The following is a 21,808-nucleotide window of genomic DNA, read 5'->3' as shown; positions in this document are numbered from 1 at the left end:
CTCCGCCTGAGAGAAAACCGGAAAATTACCCTCCATCATACAAGAATTTGCATGTGATTGAAATCCAACTACCTTATATGGCGTGGATCAAAGGAATCGCTGGGGGGCGATGTGACCGGTAAAATGAACCTGATAAAACTTTCGGTCGGCACCGAAGGCGTCGAAAGCCTTGCCAAATGGCAGGCGCGCAAGGACGTGCGCACGCATGACGGGCTGCCGCGCCATGTGACCCGCATGTGGCCCAAGCGCGAGGCCGAGATTCTCAACGGCGGCTCGATTTACTGGGTCATCAAGGGCGTGATCCAGGCCCGCCAGCGCATCGTCCGGCTGGAGGAGATCACCCGCGCCGACGGCATCCGCCGCTGCGCCATCGTGCTGGACCCCGAGATCATCCGCACCCAGAACAGCCTACGCCGGGCCTTCCAAGGCTGGCGCTACCTCAAGCCCGAGGACGCGCCGCCCGACCTGCCCGAGGGCCGCGAGGCCGAGGCGGAACTGCCCGTGGAATTGAACCGCGCGCTGGCCGAGATCGGCGTGCTCTGAGCCTCAGTCGGCGTAGAGCGCCTCGATCTGATCCCCGTAAAGCTCGTAGACCTTGGCCCGGCGCACCTTCATCGTCGCGGTCACCTCGCCGTCGTCGTGATCAAGCTCCTTGCGCATCAGCCAGACCTTCTTGACCTGTTCGACCCGCGCCAGATCGCGGTTCTGCTTGGCCACCTCCGCGTCGATCAATTCCTGCACCTTAGGGTGCTCGGCAAGCGAGCGGAAAGTGGTATAGGCGATCCCCTGCCCCTCGGCCCAGAGCCGCACGGTGTCCATGTCGATCTGCACCAGCGCCGTCACATAGGGCCGCTTGTCGGCCACGGCGACGACCTCCTTGATGAAGGGGCTGGCCTTGATGACATTCTCGATATGCGCAGGCGCGAGGTTCTTGCCCGCCGCGTTGATCATGATGTCCTTCTTGCGGTCGATCAGCGTGATCGAGCCGTCGGCCTCCTCGCGGCCCACGTCGCCGGTGTGCAGCCAGCCGTCGCGGAGCGTCTCGGCGGTGGCCTTGGAGTTCTTGTAATAGCCCTTGAAGATGGTCCCGCCCGAGAACAGCACCTCGCCATCCTCGGCGATCCGGGTGCGCACCCCGCTGACCGGAAAGCCGATGCGCCCGTCGCATTGCCCCCAAGAGCGCTGGATCGTGCCCACGCCCGAGGTCTCGGACATGCCCCATGCCTCGCGGATATTGACCCCGATGCCGCGAATGAAGCCCAGAAGCTCGGCGCTGATCGGCGCGGCGGCGGAGATCGCGAATGTGGTTCGCCCGAGACCAAGATAGCTGCGGATATGGCGGTAGATCAGCGCGTCCCAGAAGGCATGGGCCAGCCGGTCCCCGGCGCTCCACTTGTCGCGCCGGATCATGCCGCGCCGCTGCGCGCCCTTCAGCGCCATCAGCGTCATCGGCCCCTTGATGCGCCCGGCGGTCTGCGCCTGCACCAGCACGCCCGCCTGCATCTTTTCCCAGATCCGCGGCACGCCGAAGAACACCTGCGGCGCGACCTCCCGCAGGTCGAGCGTGATGGTCCGAAGGCTCTCGCCGAAGTTCATCACAAACTGCTGCGCCAGCCCGTTAATCACCGTCACCGCCTGTTCCGCGATATGGCACAGAGGCAGGTAGCTCAGCACGTCCGTCCCCGGCGGATAGGCCCCGAAAACATCGCGCGCCACGCCCACGCCGGCGTGGATGTTGCCATAGGAAATCTCTGCCGCCTTGGGCAGCCCGGTGGAGCCCGAGGTGAAGACCATCATGGCGGTGTCGTCAGGCTCAATCCCCGCCTGCCGCGCACGCAGATCATCGGCAAGATCCGCCAGCCGCGCCCGGCCCCGTTCCAGAAGCTCATCGAAGCTGATTAGCCCCAGCACGTCCTCGCCCCGCGTGCCCTTGGGGTTGAAGATCACCAACTGGCGCAGCTGCGGCACCCGGTCGCCCAATTCCTTGATCTTGTCGAGCTGTTCCTGATCCTCAATGAAGAGCACCGTGCTGTCCGAGGCGTTGATCAGATGCTCCAGCTCCGCCGCCGGGCTGGTGGGATACATGCCCACGACCACGCCCGCCGCCGCGTTGATGCCGAATTGCGCCTGCACCCATTCGCTGCGGTTCTCGCTCAGGATGCCGACGTGATCGCCTGCCTTCAGACCCAGATCGACAAGGCCTGCGGCGGCGGCCTGCATGATCTCCTGCAGCCCGGCCCAGGTGATCTCGTTCCAGATCCCGAATTCCTTTTGCCGCATCGCCACGCCGGTGGGGCGGTTCTTGGCATGGTTGTGCACCATGCGCACCAGCGGCGCGAAGTCGCCCTTGAACTCGTCGAATGCCATCACGGGCCTCCCTAGCTGAGCCAGCGTTTGCGGCGCTTGTAATGTTTCACGTCGCGGAAGGACTGCCGCGCGCCGCCCTCCTCGCCCATCCCGAGGTAGAAGGACTGGATGTCCTTGTCGCCGCGCAGCTTCTCCACATCGCCTTCCATGACGATCTGGCCGCTTTCCATGATATAGCCGTAGTCGGCGACCGAAAACGCCACGCCCGCGTTCTGCTCCACGAGCAGGATCGCGGTGCCGTCCTCTTGGTTCAGCCGCTTGATCGTGTCGAAGATCTCCGCCACCACCTTGGGCGCCAACCCCAGCGACGGCTCATCCATCAGGACGAGCTCGGGCCGCGCGATCATCGCTCGGCCAAAGGCCAGCATCTGCTGCTCCCCGCCCGACAGATAGCCCGCGATCTGCCGCCGCCGCTCCTTCAGCCGCGGGAAGAAGGCATAGACCTTGTCGTAATCCGCCTTCGCCTGCCGCCGGTCCAACGCGTATGAGGCCGCGATCAGATTATCCTCCACCGTCATCTCGCTGAAGATCCGCCGCCCCTCTCGCACGTGAAACAGCCCCTGCTGCACCAGACGGTCGGGCTGGATCGACATGATCGACTGGCCCTTGAAGGAAATCCGCCCCTCGCCGACCTCGCCGTTCTCGAGGCCAAGCAGGTTGCTCGCCGCCTTCAGCGTCGTGGTCTTGCCCGCGCCATTGGTGCCCAGCAGCGTGACGATCTTGCCGTCCGGCACCTCAAGCGACAGCCCGCGCAGCGCCTGCACCGTGTGGTGGTAGGTCACTTCGATGTTCTCGATGGTCAGCACCGCGGGCCCTCTCTCTTTTTGGCCAAAAATACTTCGGGGGTCCGGGGGCAGCGCCCCCGAACCTCCTTCGTTTACACCGTGAACCAATCCGATTTCGGCGTGAACAGCCCGTCCTCGGGGTTGTAGCCATAGACGCGGCCGGTCCCGATGGCGTTGTTCTCCATGCTCACCGGCCCGCCGAAGAAGCCGCCCGAATCCCAGTTTGAGATGCCCGAAAGCTTCTCGGCGATATTGTCCGGGGTCAGTTCCAGCCCGGCCTCGGCGGTGTCGCGGAAGGCCTTCATGGCGATCTCTAGCCCGCACATGGTCTGGATCGCCCATGTCGACATGTAGTTCTCCAAGGGCGTGCCCGCGAACATCTGCTTGCTGAGTTCCGCGTACTGCTGGTAGCGCGGCGCGTCTTCGCGGTCGTAGAAATAGCGGTAGGGCATGACGCCTTCGTAGCCCGCAAGGAAGGGCCCGGCCTCGGCGGTGATGCGGTCGGCGATAAGCTTTTCCATGCCCCAGAAGGTGCCCTTGAACTTGACCGGCAGGCCGAACTGCCGCGCGCCGCCGATGAGCTGCGGCCAGACGCCGGTGACATAGCCCTGCAGGATGCAGTGATCCGCGCCCGACTGCGCCAGCTTGGTGACATGGGTGGGGATGTCCGCGCCCTCGGCCTTGGTGCTTTCCTCCAACACGACCTCGAGGCCAAGCTCCTCGGCGGTCTTGCGGCCGTGTTCGATCGGATCGCGCCCGAACTCAGTGTTGGAGAAGATGAAGGCCACCTTCTGCCCGCCCTCGTTCTTGATGTTCTGCAGCAGGATATCGAACTGGCTCTGGTAGGTCGGGCCCGAGAGATACTGGTAAGGGTGCGTCTCGGGGTTGGCCAGTTCCGAGGCAAAAGAGGTCGAGCCCATGATGCGGGCGTTCTCGCCCTTGAGTTCAGGCGCGATCAGCTTCATCGCGCCGGTGCTGTCGGCGAAATAGCCGATCATGTTCTTGCCCTCCGAGGCCAGCGCGCGCTGGTAGTTATTAAGCGCGTTCTGCGGCACATAGCCCGAATCCTCGGTGACGAAGCGGATGGGCACACCGGCCACGCCGCCCTCGTCGTTGAACAGTTTCGCGGCCATGGCGAAGGCAGGCGCGACCAACTGCCCCGCTGTGGCGAAGGGCCCGGTGAGCGGCAGCGAGGCGCCGAGCACATATTCCTTGGGCTGGGCACGCAGGATCATCGGCGTGCCGATGGCCGCCGTCGCGGCAGCCGTGGTGGCGAGGAAGGATCGGCGGTTCATGGTCATCTGTCTTCTCCCTGATGTGGCCTTTTGATTACCCGCGCGCAAACGGCCAACGGTTTGCGGCGCGCAGGATGCGGTCGACGATCTGGTTGATGCCCAAGGGCTCCTTGAGCAGGAACAACACCAGCAGCACGCCGAAGGCGATCTGCTGCAGGGGTGCGCGCAGCTGCCCCGCCCCGGCGCTGTCCCCGGCGAGCGCACCGAAGAGCACCTTGATCAGCTCGGGCACCATGACGACGATGATAACGCCGAAAACCGGCCCCATCGTGCGCCCCATGCCGCCGATGATCAGCGCGGCCACGAGGTTGAGCGAGAGCGCCAGTTCGAACTGCTCGGGCAGGATACGGGCGTAGAAATAGGCGAACAGCGCCCCGGCAAGGCCGCAGTAGGCCGCCGAGAGGGCAAAGCTCATCAGCTTGTAGCGCAGAAGCGAGATGCCGAGGATCTCGGCGGAATAGTCGCGGTCGCGGATCGCGATGAAGGCGCGGCCGACGCGGGTGCGAATGAGGTTCTGCGCCGCCAGCAGCGAGACGAGGCCCACCACCGCGATCAGCCCGAACATCTCGCGCTTGGTGTCGAGTTCCCAGCCCAGCAGGTTCGGCACATTGGTGTTGATCCCCACCATGCCGCCGGTCCAGGGCGCGAAGATCTCCTCCTCGATCAGGAAGATCACGATGAAGTTCGCCGCCAGCGTCGCCACGGCGAGGTATAGCCCCTTTACCCGCAGGCTCGGCAGACCGACCAACACGCCGACCGCCGCCGCCAGCGCGACGGCCAGGGGCACCGAGACGAAGGGCATCAGCCCCGCCGGGATCACCCCCGCTCCGAGATTGCCGAAGATCGTCACTGCATAGGCGCCGATGGCGACAAAGGCGCCGTGGCCCAGCGACACCAGCCCGGTGTAGCCGGTCAGGATGTTGATCCCCACAACGGCGATCAGCAGGATGCCCATCTGGCTGGCGATCAGGATGAGGTAGTCGTTGCCGAACAGGGTAAACAGCGCCAGCGCGAGGATCGAGCCGTAGACGAAGGCCTGCTTGTAGCGGTTGTTCAGCACCCGCTCGTCGGCGGCGTAACTGGACTTCAGGTTGGCGTTGATCATATCCGCTCGACCTCCTTTTGCCCCATCAGCCCGTGCGGCCGCCAGATCAGCACCACCAGCACGGTGACGTAAGGCACGATCTCGGCCCAGCCGCCGCCCATCTGCCACTGGGTCATGGCCTCCAGCACGCCAACGACCATCGCGGCGATCAGCACGCCGACGTAGCTATCAAGCCCGCCCATCAGCACGATCGCCAGCACCGAGAAGCCGAAGAGCCCAAGGCTCGGTGAAATGCCGTTGCGGGTGGCGAGGATGGCGCCCGCGATGGCCCCGGTGGTGCTGGCCAGCACCCAGGCGCGGGAAAAGACCTTGGGCACCGAGATGCCCATGGAATAAGCGGTCGACTGGTCCTCGGCGGTGGCGCGGATCGCGATGCCGCCCTTGGTGAATTTCACGAAGGCGACGATGCCGCCAAACAGCAGCAGTGCCACGGCCATATTCACCAGATCGGTGCCGAAGAGGAAGATCATCGCGCCGCCCAGTTCGAACCGGATCGGCATGTTGGGCGCGATATAGGGCACGCTTGCTGCATCCGCCGTCCAGATCAGCTGTGCCGCGCCCGACAGGATCGAGATCAACCCCACCGTCACCATGATCATGGCAAAGATCGACTGCCCCATCAGCGGCCGCATCAGCACCCGCTCAATGATCCGTCCAAGGATGGCGTTGCAGACCAGCGCCCCCGCCAGACCCAACAGGATGCGCGGCAGGTTCGCCACCCAGTCAAGCACCGCCGCCACCGGCGAGAACATCGGCAATTCGCCCCGCATCTCGACCATCCAGCCGGGCTGCCACGAGGCCAGCCATGCCGGCGCCCAGGGCTGGGCCGGGATGATCACCGCAAAGGTGAAATAAAAATAGGCCCCGAACATGATCAAGTAGCCATGGGCGAAGTTCACCACTTTGGTGGCCTTGTAGACGCTGACGATGCCCACGGCGATCAGCGCGTAGATCGCCCCGGCCATCAGCCCGTTGATCGCAAACTGCACGAACTGCCCCATCACAGCCCCTCCCTGTCCTTAGCCTCGGAATTTTTCAAAAATTCCGGCCCGATTTCTTTAAAAGAAATCGGCGTCATGCCGCGGCCCCCAGATAGGCTTCGATCACCGCCGGGTTGTTGGAGACCTCCTCGGGCGTGCCGCTGGCGATCTGCTGGCCAAAGTTCAGCACGACGATGCGGCTACAGATGTCCATCACCATGTGCATGTCGTGTTCCACCAGCAGGATCGTGGTGCCGAATTGCTCCTGCACGTCGAGGATGAAGCGCGCCATGTCGGCGGTCTCCTCGCGGTTCATGCCCGCCACCGGCTCGTCCAGCAGCAGCACGCGCGGGCGCATCGCCAATGCACGGCCCAGTTCGACCCGTTTTTGCAGACCGTAGGGCAGCATGGTAATGGGGTATTTGCGGATGTGATCAATCTCTAGAAAATCGATCACCTGCTCCTCGATCTCGCGGCGCAGCTCCAACTCGGCCTTCTGCGCCGCGCCGAAATAGCGCAGCGCCTGCCAGACATTGGTCTTGAGCCGCGTGTGTCCGCCAAGTTTGATATTGTCGAGCACGGTCATGCCGCGAAACAGCGCGATGTTCTGAAAGGTCCGCGCGAGGCCAAGCCCCGCGCGCTTGTCGGGGCTGAGCGTGGTGATATCTTCTCCGTCAAAGGCCACACTGCCCCGATCGGGCCTGTAAAACCCTGATATCGCATTGAAAAGTGAGGTTTGGCCGCGCCGTTGGGTCCGATCACCCCGGTGATCTCTCCGGCCTTGGCTTCGAAATTCACCCCCTGCAGCGCCTTGATGCCGCCAAAGGACAGATGCAAATCCTCAACCCTCAGCAATCGCCCACTCCCATGCGGCGACGGCTGCGGCCCCCCGCAAGGGGCGCGTGACATCCGATCATCGACGGATCCTCCCTATGTCCCGACCCCTGCCCCTTTTGGCGGTGCTTGTGGTATCGGCCTGTTGACCCTTTCACCCTATCCGAAGCGCGGCATCTCGCAAGTCTTTCGGTAAGGCGCGCGGCAAAGCGCCCCCGCGCCGGAGCGGCTCGGAAGGTGCAATGCCATGGAAGGGAAGGGAAAAACCCGGGGCTGTGACGCTACGTCAGGTCAGTTGTGCGATCAGGGTTTTCAGCGCTTTGCGGCTGTGATCCTCTAGGGGTGCCATGCGCGAGCGCCAAAGCGTTGCCTGCGATTGCAGGATCAGCCCGTCGCTGAGGATCTTCAGGTGATTGGCGCGCAGCGTCTCTCCGCTGGAGGTGATATCGGCAATCGCCTCGGCGGTCTCGTTCAGCACCGTGCCCTCGGTCGCGCCTTGGCTGTCGACCAGCGCGTAGTCGGCCACGCCGTGGGTGCGCAGGAACTCCCGCACCAGCCGGTGATACTTGGTGGCGATGCGCAGGCGGAAGCCATGTTCGGCGCGGAAGGCGGCGGCGGCGGCGTCGAGATCATCCAGCGTATCGACATCGACCCAAGCTTGCGGCACCGCGATGATCAGGTCGGCATGGCCAAAGTTCAATTCCTCCAGCGGCTCGACCAGTTGATCCCAAAGCGCCAGTTTTTCCTGCACCAGATCGGTGCCGGTGACGCCCAAATGGATCCGCCCTGCCGAGAGTTCGCGCGGGATTTCACCCGCCGAAAGCAGCACGAGCGAGACATCCTCGATCCCCTCGACCTTGCCCGCATATTCGCGGTCGGACCCGGTGCGTTGCAGGCTGACGCCACGCGCGCCGAACCATTCAAAGGTCTTCTCCATCAGCCGCCCCTTGGACGGCACACCCAGTTTCAGCGTCATTGCCCGGCCTCCAGTTCCAGCATCAGGCCGGGGCGTATCACACCGCCCACCGCCGGGATTTCATCGCCCTGACCCAGCCGCCGGGTCAGCGCATCGTAGCGCCCGCCGGTGGCGATGCTGGGCAAATCGGGCCGTGAGGCCGCGCGGAAAGCAAAGACGAAACCGTCGTAATATTCCATCGATGACCGGCCATGGCTGGCCTCGAAGAGCAGCGCGTCGGTGTCGATCCCGCGGGCGCGCATCGCATCGGCGCGGGCCGCGACACGGGCCACGGCATCGCCAATGGCGGGCATGTCGACGGCCAGATCGCGCAGGCGGCTCAGCGCATTGGGCAGGGTTTCCCGCACCTCCAACAGCGCCTCGAAAAGGTCGACCTGCTGCGCGGAGATCGGCGGCGTCTTCGCATCCTCGCGCAGGGCCGCGACGCGGGCTTCAATCTCGGCGCGGGAGCGCAGCCCCACCATCGGCGCGTCGCATGTCACCTCGGCCTCGGCCAGCAGCGCCTTGCGCCCCGCGGGCACAGGGCTGCGCCCGGCATAACGGTCAAGCAGCGCACGAAAGCGGCGCGGGCGCCAGATGTGGCGCATCAACGCCTGTTTGCGCGCAGGCGATGTGCCCAAGCCCTGCACCGCCGCCATCAGCACGCCGATGTCGCCGGTCACCGGGCGCACCGGCAGCCCCTGCATCGCCTCGGCGATCAGGGCGAAAACTTCGGCATCCGCCGCCGCCGGATCGGCGCGGTCGAAGACCTCGAAACCCACCTGAATATACTCATTGGCGCGGTTCGGGTCGTGCTCCTGACGGCGGAAAACCTCGCCTGAATAGGTATAGCGCGCGGGCTCGGCCCCATGGGCCATATGCATCTGCACCACGGGCACGGTGAAATCGGGGCGCAGCATCTGCTCCCCGCGCAGCGCGTCCGAGGTGACATAGGCGCGCGCGCGGATATCCTCGCCATAGAGGTCCAGCAGCGTGTCCGCCGGTTGCAAGATCGGCGGCTCGACCAGAACGGCGCCCTGCCCCTCGAAAATCGCGCGCAGGGAGGCCGCGCGCGCCAGTGTTTCGGAACGTGTGGGCATCAGCTTGTCCGATCCAGAATATCGCGCACCGCTTTGATCAGATCGCCGCGCGGCACCTCATATTGGTTGGGGCGCTCTTTCCACTCGTCATGGCTGGCCTCTTGCGCCAGTTGCGCGCCCAGCACCATGTCCTTGATCTGCACCACGCCGCGGTCCTTCTCGTCACCGCCTTCGATGACGACCACGGGGCTTTGCCGCTTGTCGGCGTATTTCATCTGGTTGCCGAAGTTCTTCGGGTTGCCCAGATAGACCTCCGCCCGGATGCCCGCCTGCCGCAGCTCGGCCACCATGGCCTGATAATCGGCCATGCGGTCGCGGTCCATCACGGTGACGACGACGGGGCCTGTCGCTTCGGCCTCAAGCCGCCCCTTGGCGGCCAGTGCAGCGAGCAGACGGTCCACACCGATGGAGACGCCGGTCGCTGGCACTTCCTGTCCGGTGAAACGCTTCACCAGATCGTCGTAACGCCCGCCGCCTGCGACCGAGCCGAAGTTCCGCGCGCGGCCCTTCTCGTCTTTGATCTCGAAGGTCAGTTCGGCCTCGAAAACCGGGCCGGTGTAATAGCCAAGGCCGCGCACGACCGAGGGGTCGATCTCCACCCGATCGGGGCCATAGCCGCCCGCCGCCAGCAGGTCCGAGATGAGTTGCAACTCATCCACACCCTGCACGCCGACCTCGGAGCCTGCCACCAAGTCGCGCAGCCGCGCCACCGTCTCAGCACCGGTCTCGCGCTTGGCCTGCATGAAGCCCATCACGACTTCGGCCTGCGCCTCGCCCAGCCCTGCACCTTTGGTGAAATCGCCGCTGTCGTCCTTGCGGCCCTCACCCAGAAGCGCGCGAACGCTGTCGGGCCCCAGCCGGTCGAGCTTGTCGATGGCGCGTAGCACGATGCCGCGTTCGGCTTCCTTGTCGTCGCCCGCAAGCCCGGCCACTTCGAGCACGCCGTTCAGCACCTTGCGGTTGTTCACCCGCACCACGTAATCGCCACGCGCGATACCAACTTCCTCAAGGCAGTCGGCCAGCATGGCGCAGATTTCGGCATCCGCGGCCACCGAGGGCGCGCCCACGGTATCGGCGTCGCATTGGTAGAACTGCCGGAACCGCCCCGGCCCGGGCTTCTCGTTGCGCCAGACCGGGCCCATGGCGTAGCGGCGGTAGGGCATCGGCAGGTCGTTGCGGTGCTGGGCATAGACCCGCGCCAGGGGGGCGGTCAGGTCATAGCGCAGCGCGAGCCAGTCACCGGGTTTGTCGCCTTCGGCATCCTCCTGCCAAGCAAAGACGCCCTCGTTCGGACGGTCAACGTCGGGAAGGAACTTGCCAAGCGCCTCGACAGTCTCCACGCCCGAGCTTTCCAGCGCGTCGAAACCATAGCGGTGGTAGACGGCGGCGATCTTGTTCAGCATCTCGGCCCGATGGGTCACCTCGGTCCCGAAATAATCGCGGAACCCTTTCGGGGTTTGCGCCTTGGGACGGGGGGTTTTCTTGGGCTTTGCCATGGCAAGGATCCTCGGTGCATCAATTGGCCTCGCGTCTAGCCCAAGCCCCCCGCAAGAGCAAGCAACGCGGCATCCCGCCCCTGTCCCGCGCCGCCGGTCCGTGCTAGATCGCGCAAAAAGGATGCGCGCCATGACTGACCAAAGCCCTGATCACACCCCAGACCAAACAGCCGAGCATATCAGCCGCCTTGAAGAGCAGATCGCCCATCTGACCCGCGCGGTCGACGATATGTCAGAGATCGTCACCCGTCAGGAGGCCGAGATCGTCACCCTGAACCGCCGCGTCCATATGCTGATGCAGCGCGAAGGAGAGCGGGACGCTTCGGGCGGTGGCGCGGTGCTTTTGGGCGATGAGCGCCCCCCGCATTACTGAGCGGCAGCGCCGCGCACCGTCAATTGGCTGATTTCATTGCCACGGCGGCGACGGCCCCGTCATGCACCAGCACTTCGGACCAGCGCGCGGTCTGGCCCAAACGCTCATAGGCGCTGACGAAAAAGGTCGTCTTGTCGAGTTTGCCGATCTGCCGCCCGCAGGGTTTGCCGCGCCCCGCCCCGCAGACGCGGGCCTTGATCGCCTCATAGGCCGCGTCGGTCTCGGCGGTGGGCAGGTTCTCTCCCCCCGGGCCGTAGTGTAGTTGCTCATAGACCGAAGGTGTGCCGAATAGCACATTGGCCGCCGTCAACTGACGCGCGCAATCGTCCGCAAAGCCGGTGATGTAGAAGCTGCGCGCCCCGGCACTGCCGGGCTGCGAATCGAACAACCGGTAGCCCCGCGCCGAAGGTTCCTTGACCAGTTGCCCCAATTCGCTAAGGTCCAGATCGCAGACACGGGCCACCTCGCCAAACGGCAGGGCGGTACCGAATGAAACCTCGGAGACCTGCGGGTTCGGCGCGGTGGGGGCCATGGTGCAGGCGGAGAGCAGCGTCCCCATGATCAAAAGGCCGATGCGTCGTTTCATGCTCTGCTCCCAATTGCTTGGCAGGCAGGTAGCGCAGCCACCCGCCGCCGTCCACTGGATGCGGCAACGCGGGAGGCCGCCGAGGCGGCGGAGGTCAGATTTCCTCGACCTCCATCACCCCGTCGAGCGAGCGGATCGCGCCCTTGATCTGCGGCGTGACCGGGAATTCGCGCCCCAGATCGACCTCAACCTCACCGGGCAGGCTTGGGTCCATCAGGCAGAATTGCACCGGCCCCTTGCCCGCCGCCTTCACCGCCTGCCGCGCCCCGTCGAGCACATCGGCCACCGATTGGATCGCCCCCGGCCCGTCGATGAAGACCCGCAGCCCCATGCTGCCCGCATCCGCCACCGCCGCGTCGATCGGCCCGATGCCACGGGCCAGCAATTTCAGCTGATCGCTCTCCATCGTGGCCTCCACGGTGACGACGACCTTGGAGCCGACCTCCAGATGATCGCGCGAGGCTTCGAGCACGTCGGAGAAGATCGTCACCTCGTAGCCGCCCGTGGGGTCCGAGAGTTGCGCGAAGGCAAAGCGGTTGCCCCGCGCCGACTTGCGCTCCTGACGGCCCGCCACGACGCCCGCGAGCCGCGCGTTCATCGCGCCGCGGGTCGAGACCTTTTCATTGAGCTCATCAAGCGTGAGGAAGGGCAGACCGGTCTCCCGCGCCCATTTGCGTTTCAGGGGCGGCATGTAGTCGTCCAGCGGATGGCCCGAGAGGTAGAAGCCCACCGCCTTGAACTCTTCGGCCAACCGCTCCGCCGACTGCCAGTCGTCGCAGGGCAGCATCCGCGGCTCGGGCAGGTCGTCGCCCGCCTCCCCAAACAGCGAGACCTGGTTGGAGGCCTTCTGCTCGTGGATCGCCGCCGAATAGCTCACCAACCCGTCGAGCGACTGGAACACCCGCCGCCGGTTGCTGTCGAGCTGATCGAACGCGCCCGAGCGCACCAGCATCTCCAGCGGGCGCTTGCCCACGCGCTTGAGGTCCACGCGCCGCGCGAGGTCAAAGAGCGTAGCAAAGGGCTTGTCGACACCATCCACCTTGCGCCCCTCGGTCACCAGCCGCATCGCCTCCAGCCCGACGTTCTTCAACGCGCCCAGCGCATAGACAAGCGCGCCGTCGACCACTTTGAAAGTGGCATCAGAGCGGTTCACACAGGGCGGCACCCAGGGCAGTTCAAGATGCTTGCGCACCTCCTCGAAATAGATCGCCAGCTTGTCGGTAAGGTGAATATCGCAGTTCATCACCCCGGCCATGAACTCCACAGGGTGGTTCGCTTTCAGCCAAGCCGTCTGGTAGCTGACCACCGCATAGGCCGCGGCGTGAGATTTGTTGAAACCGTAGTTGGCGAATTTCTCCAGAAGGTCGAAGACCTCCGCCGCCTTCTTCTTGTCGACGCCATTGGCCATCGCGCCCTTTTCGAACTTAGGGCGTTCCTTGGCCATTTCCTCGGCGATCTTTTTACCCATCGCACGGCGCAACAGGTCAGCACCGCCGAGCGAATAGCCCGCCATGACCTGCGCGATCTGCATCACCTGTTCCTGATAAACGATGATGCCTTGGGTCTCTTCAAGGATGTAGTCGATGCTCGGATGCACCGATTCCAGCTCGCGCTTGCCGTTCTTGACCTCGCAATAGACCGGGATGTTCTCCATCGGGCCGGGACGGTAGAGCGCCACGAGGGCGACGATGTCCTCGATACAGGTCGGTTTCATGCGCTTGAGCGCATCCATCATGCCGCTGGATTCCACCTGGAAGACGGCGACGGTCTTGGCGCTGGAATAGAGATCGTAGGTGGCCTTGTCGTCGAGCGGGATGGTGGCCACGTCGTCGACATGGCCCTCGGGCGGCTCGTAGATCTGGCGTCCGTCCGCGGCGATATGCAGATGCCGCCCGCCCGCCTTAATTTGATCGAGCGCGTTTTGAATGACGGTCAGGGTCTTCAGACCCAGAAAGTCGAACTTCACCAGCCCGGCCTGTTCGACCCATTTCATGTTGAACTGCGTCGCCGGCATGTCCGAGCGCGGGTCCTGATAAAGCGGCACCAGATGATCCAGAGGCCGGTCGCCGATCACCACGCCCGCCGCGTGGGTCGAGGCGTTGCGCAAAAGCCCCTCGACCTGCTGGCCGTAAGTCAGCAAACGGTCGACGACCTCCTCGTTCTTGGCCTCCTCGCGCAGTCGTGGCTCGTCCGCCAGCGCCTTCTCGATGGAGACGGGTTTCACCCCCTCCACCGGGATCATCTTCGAGAGGCGATCCACCTGCCCATAGGGCATCTGCAACACCCGCCCAATGTCGCGCACCGCCGCCTTCGACAAAAGCGCACCGAAGGTGATGATCTGCCCCACCTTGTCGCGGCCGTATTTCTCTTGCACGTAGCGGATCACCTCCTCGCGGCGGTCCATGCAGAAGTCGATGTCGAAGTCGGGCATGGAGACCCGCTCGGGGTTGAGGAAACGCTCGAAGAGCAGCGAGTAGCGCAGCGGGTCGAGGTCGGTGATCGTGAGCGCATAGGCCACCAGCGAGCCCGCACCGGAGCCCCGCCCCGGGCCAACCGGGATGTCGTTGTCCTTGGCCCATTGGATGAAGTCGGCAACGATCAGGAAGTAGCCTGGGAACCCCATGCCCTCGATGATGCCCAGCTCGAAATCGAGCCGTTTTTGGTATTCCTCCACGCTCACCGCATGGGGAATCACCGCCAGACGCGCCTGCAGGCCTTCATTGGCCATGCGGCGCAGCTCGGCGACTTCGTCGTCGGCGAACTTGGGCAGGATCGGATCGCGGCGGTAGGCCATAAAGGCGCAGCGCTTGGCAATTTCGACGGTATTGCTCAGCGCCTCGGGCAGGTCGGCAAAGAGGGTCGCCATCTCGGCTTGGGACTTGAAGTAATGCTGCGCGGTCAAACGGCGGCGCGGCTGGCTCTGGTCGACATAGGCGCCTTCGGCGATGCAGATCAGCGCGTCATGGGCCTCGTACATATCGGGTTTGGGGAAATAGACGTCATTGGTCGCGACCAGCGGGATGTCCATGGCATAGGCCATCTCGACAAAGCCGCGCTCCGTCAGGCGTTCGGCCTCGGGCTGGCCGCCGTCTTCCGGGTGACGCTGTAACTCGACGTAGAGCCGGTCGCCGAAGGCCTTGTGCAGCCGCGCCATCAGCGCCTCCGCCGCCGGGCGCTGACCACCCTGCAAAAGCATCCCCACCGGCCCCGAAGGGCCGCCGGTGAGACAGATGAGATCGGCGCTCAGCGCCTCGAGTTCCGCCAGCGTCACCTCCGCCGCTGCCCCGCCCTTGTCGAGGTAGAGGCAGGAGTTCAGCTTCATCAGGTTCTCGTAGCCCAATTCGCTCTGCGCCAGCAGCACCACCGGCGCGGGCGGGCGCGGTTTCTCGCCCGGTTGGACCTCGACATAGGCGACGTCGACCTGACAGCCGATGATCGGCTGCACGCCCGCCCCGGCCATGGCGACGGAGAATTCCAGGGCGGCGAACATGTTGTTGGTATCGGTCAGCGCCAGCGCGGGCATTTCCGCGTCACGGCACATGCCGGGCAGCTTTTTCAGCCGCAGCGCGCCTTCCAGCAGAGAATACTCGGAATGGCTGCGCAGGTGAATGAATCGGGGAGCATCTGACATGGGCGCAAACTATGCCAGCCGCCTGCCCGGCACCAGCGCCGGATGCGGCGGTGCTGCATTTTTCGCCCATGGTGTTTTTTCTTGCCAAAACGCCCCCCGCCCCGCTAGCCTGACCTCTACCTCGCCCGCGCCCGGTTCTACGCCGCATCGAACTCCGCGCATGTTTACGGGCCACTTTGTACCGCGGCGGATGAGAACCAATGGACATCACTTTTCTTCTCAACGGAGAAGTCGTGTCACTCTCCAACGTGTCCCCGACCACCACCTTGCTTGACTGGCTGCGCGAAGAGCGCGGCCTGACGGGGACGAAAGAGGGCTGTAACGAGGGCGATTGCGGGGCCTGTTCGGTCATGATCAGCGATGAGAGCGGGCACCGCGCGCTCAATGGCTGTATCCTGTTCCTGCCGCAGATCAACGGCAAGGCCGTCACCACGGTCGAAGGCATGGCGGGCGCCGACGGCACCCTGCACCCGGTGCAGGAGACCATGGTCGAACATCACGGCAGCCAGTGCGGTTTCTGCACCCCGGGCTTCGTGGTCTCGATGGCCACGGCGCATCTTAACGGCGCCCGCGACCATGACGTGCAGCTTGCCGGCAACCTCTGCCGTTGCACCGGCTACGCGCCGATCATCCGCGCGGCCGAAGCCGCGGTGGACAAGCCCGTGCCAGACCATCTGCTGGGCCTCAAGTCGAAGCTCGCGCAGGACATCCCCGCCCCCGCCAAGGCCGAGGGCGCGCCCCATGTGCAGCCCGAGAGCAGCGATGAGCTGGCCGCGTGGTATCTCGACCACCCCGACGCGACGCTGATCGCCGGGGCGACGGACGTGGGCCTTTGGGTCACCAAGGGTTTCCGCGATCTGGGCGCCGTGGCTTTCCTCAACCGCTGCGCCGATCTGCGCGGCATCACCGAGGACGAGACCGGCCTGCGCATCGGGGCCATGACGACCCTGACCGAGGTGGAGGCGAAGCTTTCCCCCCTCTTCCCCAGCTTGGGCGTGATGCTGCGGCGCTACGGCTCGACGCAGGTGCGCAACGCGGCGACGCTGGGCGGCAATATCGCCAACGGCTCGCCCATCGGCGACGGCCCGCCCGCGCTGATCGCGCTTGGCGCAACGCTGCACCTGCGCCGCGGCGATGCGCGGCGCGAACTGCCGCTGGAGGACTTCTTCCTCGACTACGGCAAGCAGGACCGCGCGCCGGGCGAATTTGTCGAGGCGATCACCGTGCCGCGCCAGCACGACACGCTGCGCTGCTACAAGCTGTCGAAGCGTTTCGATCAGGACATCTCGGCGGTCTGCGGCTGCATCTCGATCACCGGCAATGGCTCTGAAATCCTCACCGCCCGCGTGGCCTTCGGCGGCATGGCCGCCACCCCGAAACGCGCCGCCGCGGCGGAGGCCGCCCTTGTCAGCCAGCCGTGGAACGAAGAGACCATCCGCAAGGCGATGGAGGCGATGCGCGACGACTTCACCCCGCTGTCGGACATGCGCGCCTCGGCCGCCTACCGAATGCAGGCGGCACAGAACATGCTGCTGCGCTATTTCCACGACGCCAATGGCACCCCCACCAACCTAGCGGAGGTCTCGGCATGAGCGTTGCAAAGCCCCTTCCCCATGACGCCGCGAAGCTGCATGTCACCGGCGCCGCGCGCTATGTCGACGACATCCCCACCCCGCGCGGCACGCTGCATCTGGCCTTTGGCCTCAGCCCCGTCGCGGCGGGCGAGTTGACCGGGCTCGACCTCTCCGCCGTGCGCGAGGCTCCCGGCGTCGTCGCGGTGCTGACCGCCGATGACCTCGCGCATGATTGCGACACCTCACCCTCGAACCATGACGAGCCGCTTCTAGCGACCGATCAGGTGCATTACGCGGGCCAGCCGCTCTATCTGGTGGTGGCCACCAGCCACCTCGCCGCGCGCCGCGCCGCCCAGCTCGGCAAGCCGCAGATCACCCCGCGCGATCCGATCCTGACGGTGGAACAGGCGCTCGAAGCCAACAGCCGTTTCGAGGACGGGCCGCGCATTTACCAAAAGGGCGATGCCGAGGCCGCGCTGTCGAAAGCAAGCCGCCGCCTCTCGGGCCAGATCGAGATGGGCGGGCAGGAGCATTTCTACCTCGAAGGTCAGGCCGCCATGGCGTTGCCGCAAGACAACGGCGACATGCTGGTGCATTCCTCGACCCAGCACCCGACCGAGATCCAGCATAAAGTCGCCCATGCCATTGGCCGCCCGATGCACGCCGTGCGGGTCGAGACCCGGCGCATGGGCGGCGGTTTCGGCGGCAAGGAGAGTCAGGGCAACGCGCTGGCGATTGCCTGTTCGGTGGCGGCATCGCTCACCGGCAAGCCGTGCAAAATGCGCTATGACCGCGATGACGACATGATCATCACCGGCAAGCGGCATGATTTTCGTGTCGCGTATGACGTGGGCTTTGACGAGACGGGCCGCATCACCGCGCTGGACGCGACCCATTACACCCGCTGCGGCTGGTCGATGGACCTGTCGCTGCCCGTGGCCGATCGTGCCATGCTGCATGCCGACAACGCCTATCATCTGCGCGACGTGCGCATCACCTCGCACCGTTTGCGGACCAATACCGCCAGCGCCACCGCCTTTCGCGGCTTCGGCGGCCCGCAGGGGATCGTGGGCATCGAGCGGGTGATGGATCATATCGCGCAGGAGTTGGGCCTCGACCCGCTCGCGGTGCGCCGCGCTAACTACTACGCCGACAATGCCCACCGCCCGACCGAGGTGGAGAACACCGGCACCGCGATCGACAACCGCACCCCGCCGGATGCCGAGGCCGATCTGTCGTCACGCGGCGCGCCCCCTGCGCTCGGCGCGCAACCGTCGATCCCGGCCAAGCGCTCGGACGTGCAGACCACGCCCTACCAGCAGCCGGTCACCGACTGCATAGTCAACGCGCTGACCGACCGGCTGGTCGAGAGCTGCGATTACGAGGCGCGCCGCGCCGCCATCGCCGAGTGGAACGCGAAAAGCCCGCTGATGAAGCGCGGCATCGCGATCACGCCGGTGAAATTCGGCATCTCCTTCACGCTCACCCACCTCAATCAGGCGGGCGCGCTGGTGCATGTCTACCAAGACGGCTCGATCCACCTGAACCACGGCGGCACCGAGATGGGCCAAGGGCTGTTCCAGAAGGTCGCGCAGGTCGCGGCCTCGCGCTTTGGCGTTTCGCCGCAAGTGGTCAAGATCACCGCCACTGACACTGCCAAGGTGCCCAATACCTCGGCCACAGCGGCCTCCTCGGGCTCGGACCTCAACGGCATGGCCGCGCAAAACGCCTGCGACACGATCCGCGACCGCATGGCCGCGCATCTGGCGGAACGCTATCAGACCACGCCGGATCAGGTGCGGTTCACCGACGGCATGGTGCAGATCGGGGGCGAAGAGATCACCTTTGCCGCCGCCGCCGCTTCGGCCTATGAAAACCGCGTCAGCCTTTCGGCCACGGGATTCTACAAAACGCCCGACATCGAATGGGACCGCATCGCCGGACACGGGCGGCCGTTCTACTATTTCGCCTATGGCGCGGCCTGCACCGAGGTGGTGATCGACACGCTGACCGGCGAAAACCGCATCCTGCGCACCGATATCCTGCATGACGCCGGTGCCTCGCTGAACCCCGCGCTCGACATCGGCCAGATCGAAGGCGGCTACGTGCAGGGCGCGGGCTGGCTGACAACCGAGGAACTGGTCTGGGACGAGACCGGCACCCTGCGCACCCATGCGCCCTCGACCTACAAGATCCCCGCCTGTTCCGACCGGCCGCCGGTCTTCAACGTGGCGCTCTGGGACCAGCCGAACCCGGCGCAGACGGTCTACCGCTCCAAGGCCGTGGGCGAGCCGCCCTTCATGCTGGGCATCTCGGCCTTCATGGCGCTGTCGGATGCGGTGGCGGCCTGCGGCCCGCATTACGGCGACCTGCAAGCCCCGGCCACCGCCGAGGCCGTGCTCGCCGCCGTTGGACGGACCCGGAAATGACCGCGATCTTCGTCGAGGTCACCGCCACGCGCGGCTCGGCCCCGCGGGATGCGGGCACGGCGATGAAGGTCACGCCTGATGCAATCGCGGGCACCATCGGCGGCGGCGCGCTGGAGCATCAGGCCATCGCGCACGCCCGCCAGATGCTGGCCGAGGGCCGCTGCGAAGACAGCCAGACCCTGCCGCTCGGCCCCGGACTGGGCCAATGCTGCGGCGGCGCAGTCAGCCTGCGCTACACCACCGCGCCGCGCCCGCTGGACGCGGCCACCCCCCTGCCCCTGCCGGATGTACACAGCGACGTGCCGCTCTGGCTCTGGGGCGCGGGGCATGTGGGCCGGGCGGTGGTGGCCGCCTGCCCGCCCCGGGCCTTCGATCTGACATGGATCGACAGCGCCCGCGACCGGTTCCCCGACGACATCCCGCCCCATGTCACCGTCACCCCGGCCGCCGACATGCCGCGTCTCGCCGCCCATGCGCCGCGCGAGGCGCATCACCTGATCTTCACCTATTCCCATGACATCGACCTCGCACTCTGTGCCGCGCTGCTCAATCGCGGCGCAGCGAGCGTCGGGCTGATCGGCTCTGACACAAAAAAGTCACGGTTTTCCCGCCGCTTGCGTGACATGGGGTTGGATCCCTCTGGCATCACCTGTCCAATTGGCGATAAATCGCTGGGCAAGCTGCCTGCGCAAATTGCCCATGGCGCGCTGATCGCCCTCATCGCCCGGACCCAGACAAAGGTTTCCGCATGACTGTTTCACTTCTCGACCTCACCGGGTTGACCAAGGCCTACCCCGGCGTCGTCGCGAACGATGACGTTTCCCTGCGGATCGCTCCGGGCGAGGTTCACGCCCTGCTGGGCGAGAATGGCGCGGGCAAATCCACTTTGGTTAAAATGATCTACGGGCTGGTCAAACCAGACGCGGGCCAGATGCTGATGCGGGGCGAGAGCTTTGCCCCCACCGACCCGCACGCCGCACGGCAGGCGGGCGTGGGCATGGTGTTTCAACATTTCTCGCTTTTCGATGCGCTCAGCGTGGCGGAAAACATCGCGCTTGGCATGGAAAACCCGCCGCGGATGCGCGAGCTTAGCCAACAGATTCGCGATGTGTCGGACACCTACGGCCTGCCGCTTGCGCCGGACCGCACCGTCGGTGACCTTTCAGCGGGGGAACGTCAGCGGGTTGAGATCATCCGCTGCCTGCTGCAAGAGCCGAAGCTGCTGATCATGGACGAGCCGACCTCGGTCCTGACACCGCAAGAGGTTGAAATCCTTTTCAAAACCCTGCGCAAACTCAGCGCCGAAGGCACCGCGATCCTCTATATCTCACACAAGCTCGAAGAAATCCGCAGCCTGTGCGACAGCGCCACGATCCTGCGCTTGGGCAAGGTCGTCGGCCATTGCACCCCGCGTGAGACGTCGGCCCGCGACATGGCCGAGATGATGGTGGGCTCTGCGCTGAAAACGCCCACCCGCGACAGCAAGGAACCGGGCGAAGTGGCGCTGACGCTGAACAACCTCTCGGCCCGGTCGGCCCATGCCTTTGGCATGCCGCTGCGCGATATTTCCGTCGAGGTGCGGCGCGGCGAGGTGCTGGGCATCGGCGGCGTCGCGGGCAACGGGCAGGACGAATTGCTCAACGCGCTCTCGGGCGAAACACTGGTCGGCGCGGGCATGATCACCTTTGACGGGCGCGACATTGGCCTGCTCGGCCCCACCGCCCGCCGCGCGCTTGGCGTCTTGACCGCCCCCGAGGAGCGGCTGGGCCATGCCGCCGTGCCGGACATGTCGCTGACGGAAAACGCCATGCTGACCGGGGCCGCCCGTGAGGGGCTGGAGCGCGGCGGCATGCTCGACTGGGGCAAGGCGCGCAGCTTTGCCGAGAAGATCATCAAGACCTTCGACGTGCGCACCCCCGGCCCGGCCAATGCGGCGCGCTCGCTCTCAGGCGGCAACCTGCAAAAATTCGTCATCGGGCGCGAGGTACTGCAACGGCCCGAACTGCTGGTCGTGAACCAACCGACATGGGGGGTCGATGCCTCCGCCGCCGCCGCGATCCGGCAGGCGCTTTTGGATCTCGCCTCAGGCGGGACCGCGGTGATCGTCATCAGCCAAGACCTTGATGAGTTGATGGAGATTTCCGACAATTTCGCCGCCCTGAACGAAGGCCGCCTGTCGCCGTCTCGCCCCGCGCAGGGGCTCACGGTCGAAGAAATCGGCCTGATGATGGGCGGCGCACATGGTATGGAGGTCGCGCATGTCTAAGCCGAGCCTCGCATCTTTCACTCTGACCATTG

16 protein-coding genes and 1 pseudogene are annotated in these 21,808 nt (G+C 65.4%); 6 read left to right on the top strand and 11 right to left on the bottom strand.

The features are described 5' to 3' along the window. Positions 1-123 precede the first annotated feature (123 nt). Positions 124-543: a DUF1489 family protein gene (locus ACGYKA_RS18435; RefSeq protein WP_394414438.1), complete on the top strand. Its 420-nt coding sequence runs from the start codon at positions 124-126 to the stop codon at positions 541-543. A gap of 3 nt (positions 544-546) precedes the next feature. Here ACGYKA_RS18435 and ACGYKA_RS18430 read toward each other — a convergent pair whose 3' ends face one another. The 9 genes and pseudogenes from ACGYKA_RS18430 to hisS all read right to left on the bottom strand — a co-directional run bounded on the left by ACGYKA_RS18430 (position 547) and on the right by hisS (position 10,917). After that, complete coding sequence (locus ACGYKA_RS18430; RefSeq protein ID WP_394414441.1) at positions 547-2,367, bottom strand: AMP-dependent synthetase/ligase; 1,821 nt, start codon at positions 2,365-2,367, stop codon at positions 547-549. An 11-nt stretch (positions 2,368-2,378) separates the two neighbouring features. After that, positions 2,379-3,173, bottom strand: coding sequence for an ABC transporter ATP-binding protein (locus ACGYKA_RS18425; protein ID WP_394414443.1), 795 nt, complete (start codon positions 3,171-3,173; stop codon positions 2,379-2,381). A gap of 71 nt (positions 3,174-3,244) precedes the next feature. After that, positions 3,245-4,453, bottom strand: coding sequence for an ABC transporter substrate-binding protein (locus tag ACGYKA_RS18420; protein ID WP_394414446.1), 1,209 nt, complete (start codon positions 4,451-4,453; stop codon positions 3,245-3,247). A gap of 28 nt (positions 4,454-4,481) precedes the next feature. After that, entirely contained in the window at positions 4,482-5,552 is a 1,071-nt protein-coding gene (locus ACGYKA_RS18415) for a branched-chain amino acid ABC transporter permease (RefSeq protein ID WP_394414449.1), read from the bottom strand. After that, on the bottom strand, positions 5,549-6,553 hold the full coding sequence (locus tag ACGYKA_RS18410; protein WP_394414452.1) for a branched-chain amino acid ABC transporter permease: 1,005 nt from the start codon (positions 6,551-6,553) through the stop codon (positions 5,549-5,551). Before ACGYKA_RS18410 ends, ACGYKA_RS18415 begins: the two co-directional genes overlap by 4 nt. A 73-nt stretch (positions 6,554-6,626) precedes the next feature. Then, a pseudogene (locus tag ACGYKA_RS18405) lies at positions 6,627-7,441 on the bottom strand (ABC transporter ATP-binding protein). Between the two features lie 211 nt (positions 7,442-7,652). Beyond that, a complete protein-coding gene (hisG, locus tag ACGYKA_RS18400) occupies positions 7,653-8,342 on the bottom strand; it encodes an ATP phosphoribosyltransferase (RefSeq protein WP_067624598.1) in 690 nt (229 codons plus the stop codon). Beyond that, positions 8,339-9,421, bottom strand: coding sequence for an ATP phosphoribosyltransferase regulatory subunit (locus tag ACGYKA_RS18395; RefSeq protein WP_394439548.1), 1,083 nt, complete (start codon positions 9,419-9,421; stop codon positions 8,339-8,341). Before ACGYKA_RS18395 ends, hisG begins: the two co-directional genes overlap by 4 nt. Then, positions 9,421-10,917, bottom strand: a complete 1,497-nt coding sequence (gene hisS, locus ACGYKA_RS18390; RefSeq protein ID WP_394414458.1) for a histidine--tRNA ligase — start codon at positions 10,915-10,917, stop codon at positions 9,421-9,423. Before hisS ends, ACGYKA_RS18395 begins: the two co-directional genes overlap by 1 nt. A 178-nt stretch (positions 10,918-11,095) precedes the next feature. Here hisS and ACGYKA_RS18385 point away from each other — a divergent pair, with 178 nt between their 5' ends. Further along, entirely contained in the window at positions 11,096-11,290 is a 195-nt protein-coding gene (locus tag ACGYKA_RS18385) for a SlyX family protein (RefSeq protein WP_082851915.1), read from the top strand. 19 nt (positions 11,291-11,309) lie between these two features. Here the strand turns inward: ACGYKA_RS18385 and ACGYKA_RS18380 are convergent, their stop codons facing one another. Next, complete coding sequence (locus tag ACGYKA_RS18380) at positions 11,310-11,876, bottom strand: hypothetical protein (RefSeq protein ID WP_394414461.1); 567 nt, start codon at positions 11,874-11,876, stop codon at positions 11,310-11,312. A gap of 94 nt (positions 11,877-11,970) precedes the next feature. Then, a complete protein-coding gene (dnaE, locus tag ACGYKA_RS18375; protein ID WP_394414464.1) occupies positions 11,971-15,507 on the bottom strand; it encodes a DNA polymerase III subunit alpha in 3,537 nt (1,178 codons plus the stop codon). Between the two features lie 200 nt (positions 15,508-15,707). Between dnaE and xdhA the strand changes: the two genes are divergently transcribed. Genes xdhA through ACGYKA_RS18355 form a run of 4 tightly spaced genes read left to right on the top strand, consistent with a single transcriptional unit; the run spans position 15,708 to position 21,776 of the window. Continuing rightward, complete coding sequence (xdhA, locus tag ACGYKA_RS18370; protein ID WP_394414467.1) at positions 15,708-17,099, top strand: xanthine dehydrogenase small subunit; 1,392 nt, start codon at positions 15,708-15,710, stop codon at positions 17,097-17,099. After that, positions 17,096-19,510: a xanthine dehydrogenase molybdopterin binding subunit gene (gene xdhB, locus ACGYKA_RS18365; protein WP_394414470.1), complete on the top strand. Its 2,415-nt coding sequence runs from the start codon at positions 17,096-17,098 to the stop codon at positions 19,508-19,510. The genes xdhA and xdhB overlap by 4 nt, the downstream gene beginning before the upstream one ends. Continuing rightward, positions 19,507-20,262 carry a xanthine dehydrogenase accessory protein XdhC gene (xdhC, locus tag ACGYKA_RS18360; protein WP_394414472.1) on the top strand — a complete coding sequence of 252 codons (756 nt, stop codon included), beginning with the start codon at positions 19,507-19,509 and terminating at the stop codon, positions 20,260-20,262. The genes xdhB and xdhC overlap by 4 nt, the downstream gene beginning before the upstream one ends. Continuing rightward, entirely contained in the window at positions 20,259-21,776 is a 1,518-nt protein-coding gene (locus ACGYKA_RS18355; protein WP_394414475.1) for an ABC transporter ATP-binding protein, read from the top strand. Before xdhC ends, ACGYKA_RS18355 begins: the two co-directional genes overlap by 4 nt. Positions 21,777-21,808: the final 32 nt, after the last annotated feature.

The sequence above is a fragment of the Sulfitobacter sp. 1A15106 genome (assembly GCF_043556995.1).
GTDB classification, from domain to species: Bacteria; Pseudomonadota; Alphaproteobacteria; order Rhodobacterales; family Rhodobacteraceae; genus Sulfitobacter; species Sulfitobacter faviae.
This window is presented reverse-complemented; position numbering and strand designations above follow the sequence as displayed.

What these genes read in the sequence shown, in the direction of transcription:
- ACGYKA_RS18420 (WP_394414446.1), bottom strand. Translation starts at nt 4,453, where the DNA reads ATGACCATGAACCGCCGATCCTTCCTCGCCACCACGGCTGCCGCGACG.
- xdhA (WP_394414467.1), top strand. Translation starts at nt 15,708, where the DNA reads ATGGACATCACTTTTCTTCTCAACGGAGAAGTCGTGTCACTCTCCAAC.
- ACGYKA_RS18415 (WP_394414449.1), bottom strand. Translation starts at nt 5,552, where the DNA reads ATGATCAACGCCAACCTGAAGTCCAGTTACGCCGCCGACGAGCGGGTG.
- hisG (WP_067624598.1), bottom strand. Translation starts at nt 8,342, where the DNA reads ATGACGCTGAAACTGGGTGTGCCGTCCAAGGGGCGGCTGATGGAGAAG.
- ACGYKA_RS18430 (WP_394414441.1), bottom strand. Translation starts at nt 2,367, where the DNA reads ATGGCATTCGACGAGTTCAAGGGCGACTTCGCGCCGCTGGTGCGCATG.
- hisS (WP_394414458.1), bottom strand. Translation starts at nt 10,917, where the DNA reads ATGGCAAAGCCCAAGAAAACCCCCCGTCCCAAGGCGCAAACCCCGAAA.
- dnaE (WP_394414464.1), bottom strand. Translation starts at nt 15,507, where the DNA reads ATGTCAGATGCTCCCCGATTCATTCACCTGCGCAGCCATTCCGAGTAT.
- ACGYKA_RS18380 (WP_394414461.1), bottom strand. Translation starts at nt 11,876, where the DNA reads ATGAAACGACGCATCGGCCTTTTGATCATGGGGACGCTGCTCTCCGCC.
- ACGYKA_RS18395 (WP_394439548.1), bottom strand. Translation starts at nt 9,421, where the DNA reads ATGCCCACACGTTCCGAAACACTGGCGCGCGCGGCCTCCCTGCGCGCG.
- xdhC (WP_394414472.1), top strand. Translation starts at nt 19,507, where the DNA reads ATGACCGCGATCTTCGTCGAGGTCACCGCCACGCGCGGCTCGGCCCCG.
- xdhB (WP_394414470.1), top strand. Translation starts at nt 17,096, where the DNA reads ATGAGCGTTGCAAAGCCCCTTCCCCATGACGCCGCGAAGCTGCATGTC.
- ACGYKA_RS18355 (WP_394414475.1), top strand. Translation starts at nt 20,259, where the DNA reads ATGACTGTTTCACTTCTCGACCTCACCGGGTTGACCAAGGCCTACCCC.
- ACGYKA_RS18435 (WP_394414438.1), top strand. Translation starts at nt 124, where the DNA reads ATGAACCTGATAAAACTTTCGGTCGGCACCGAAGGCGTCGAAAGCCTT.
- ACGYKA_RS18410 (WP_394414452.1), bottom strand. Translation starts at nt 6,553, where the DNA reads ATGGGGCAGTTCGTGCAGTTTGCGATCAACGGGCTGATGGCCGGGGCG.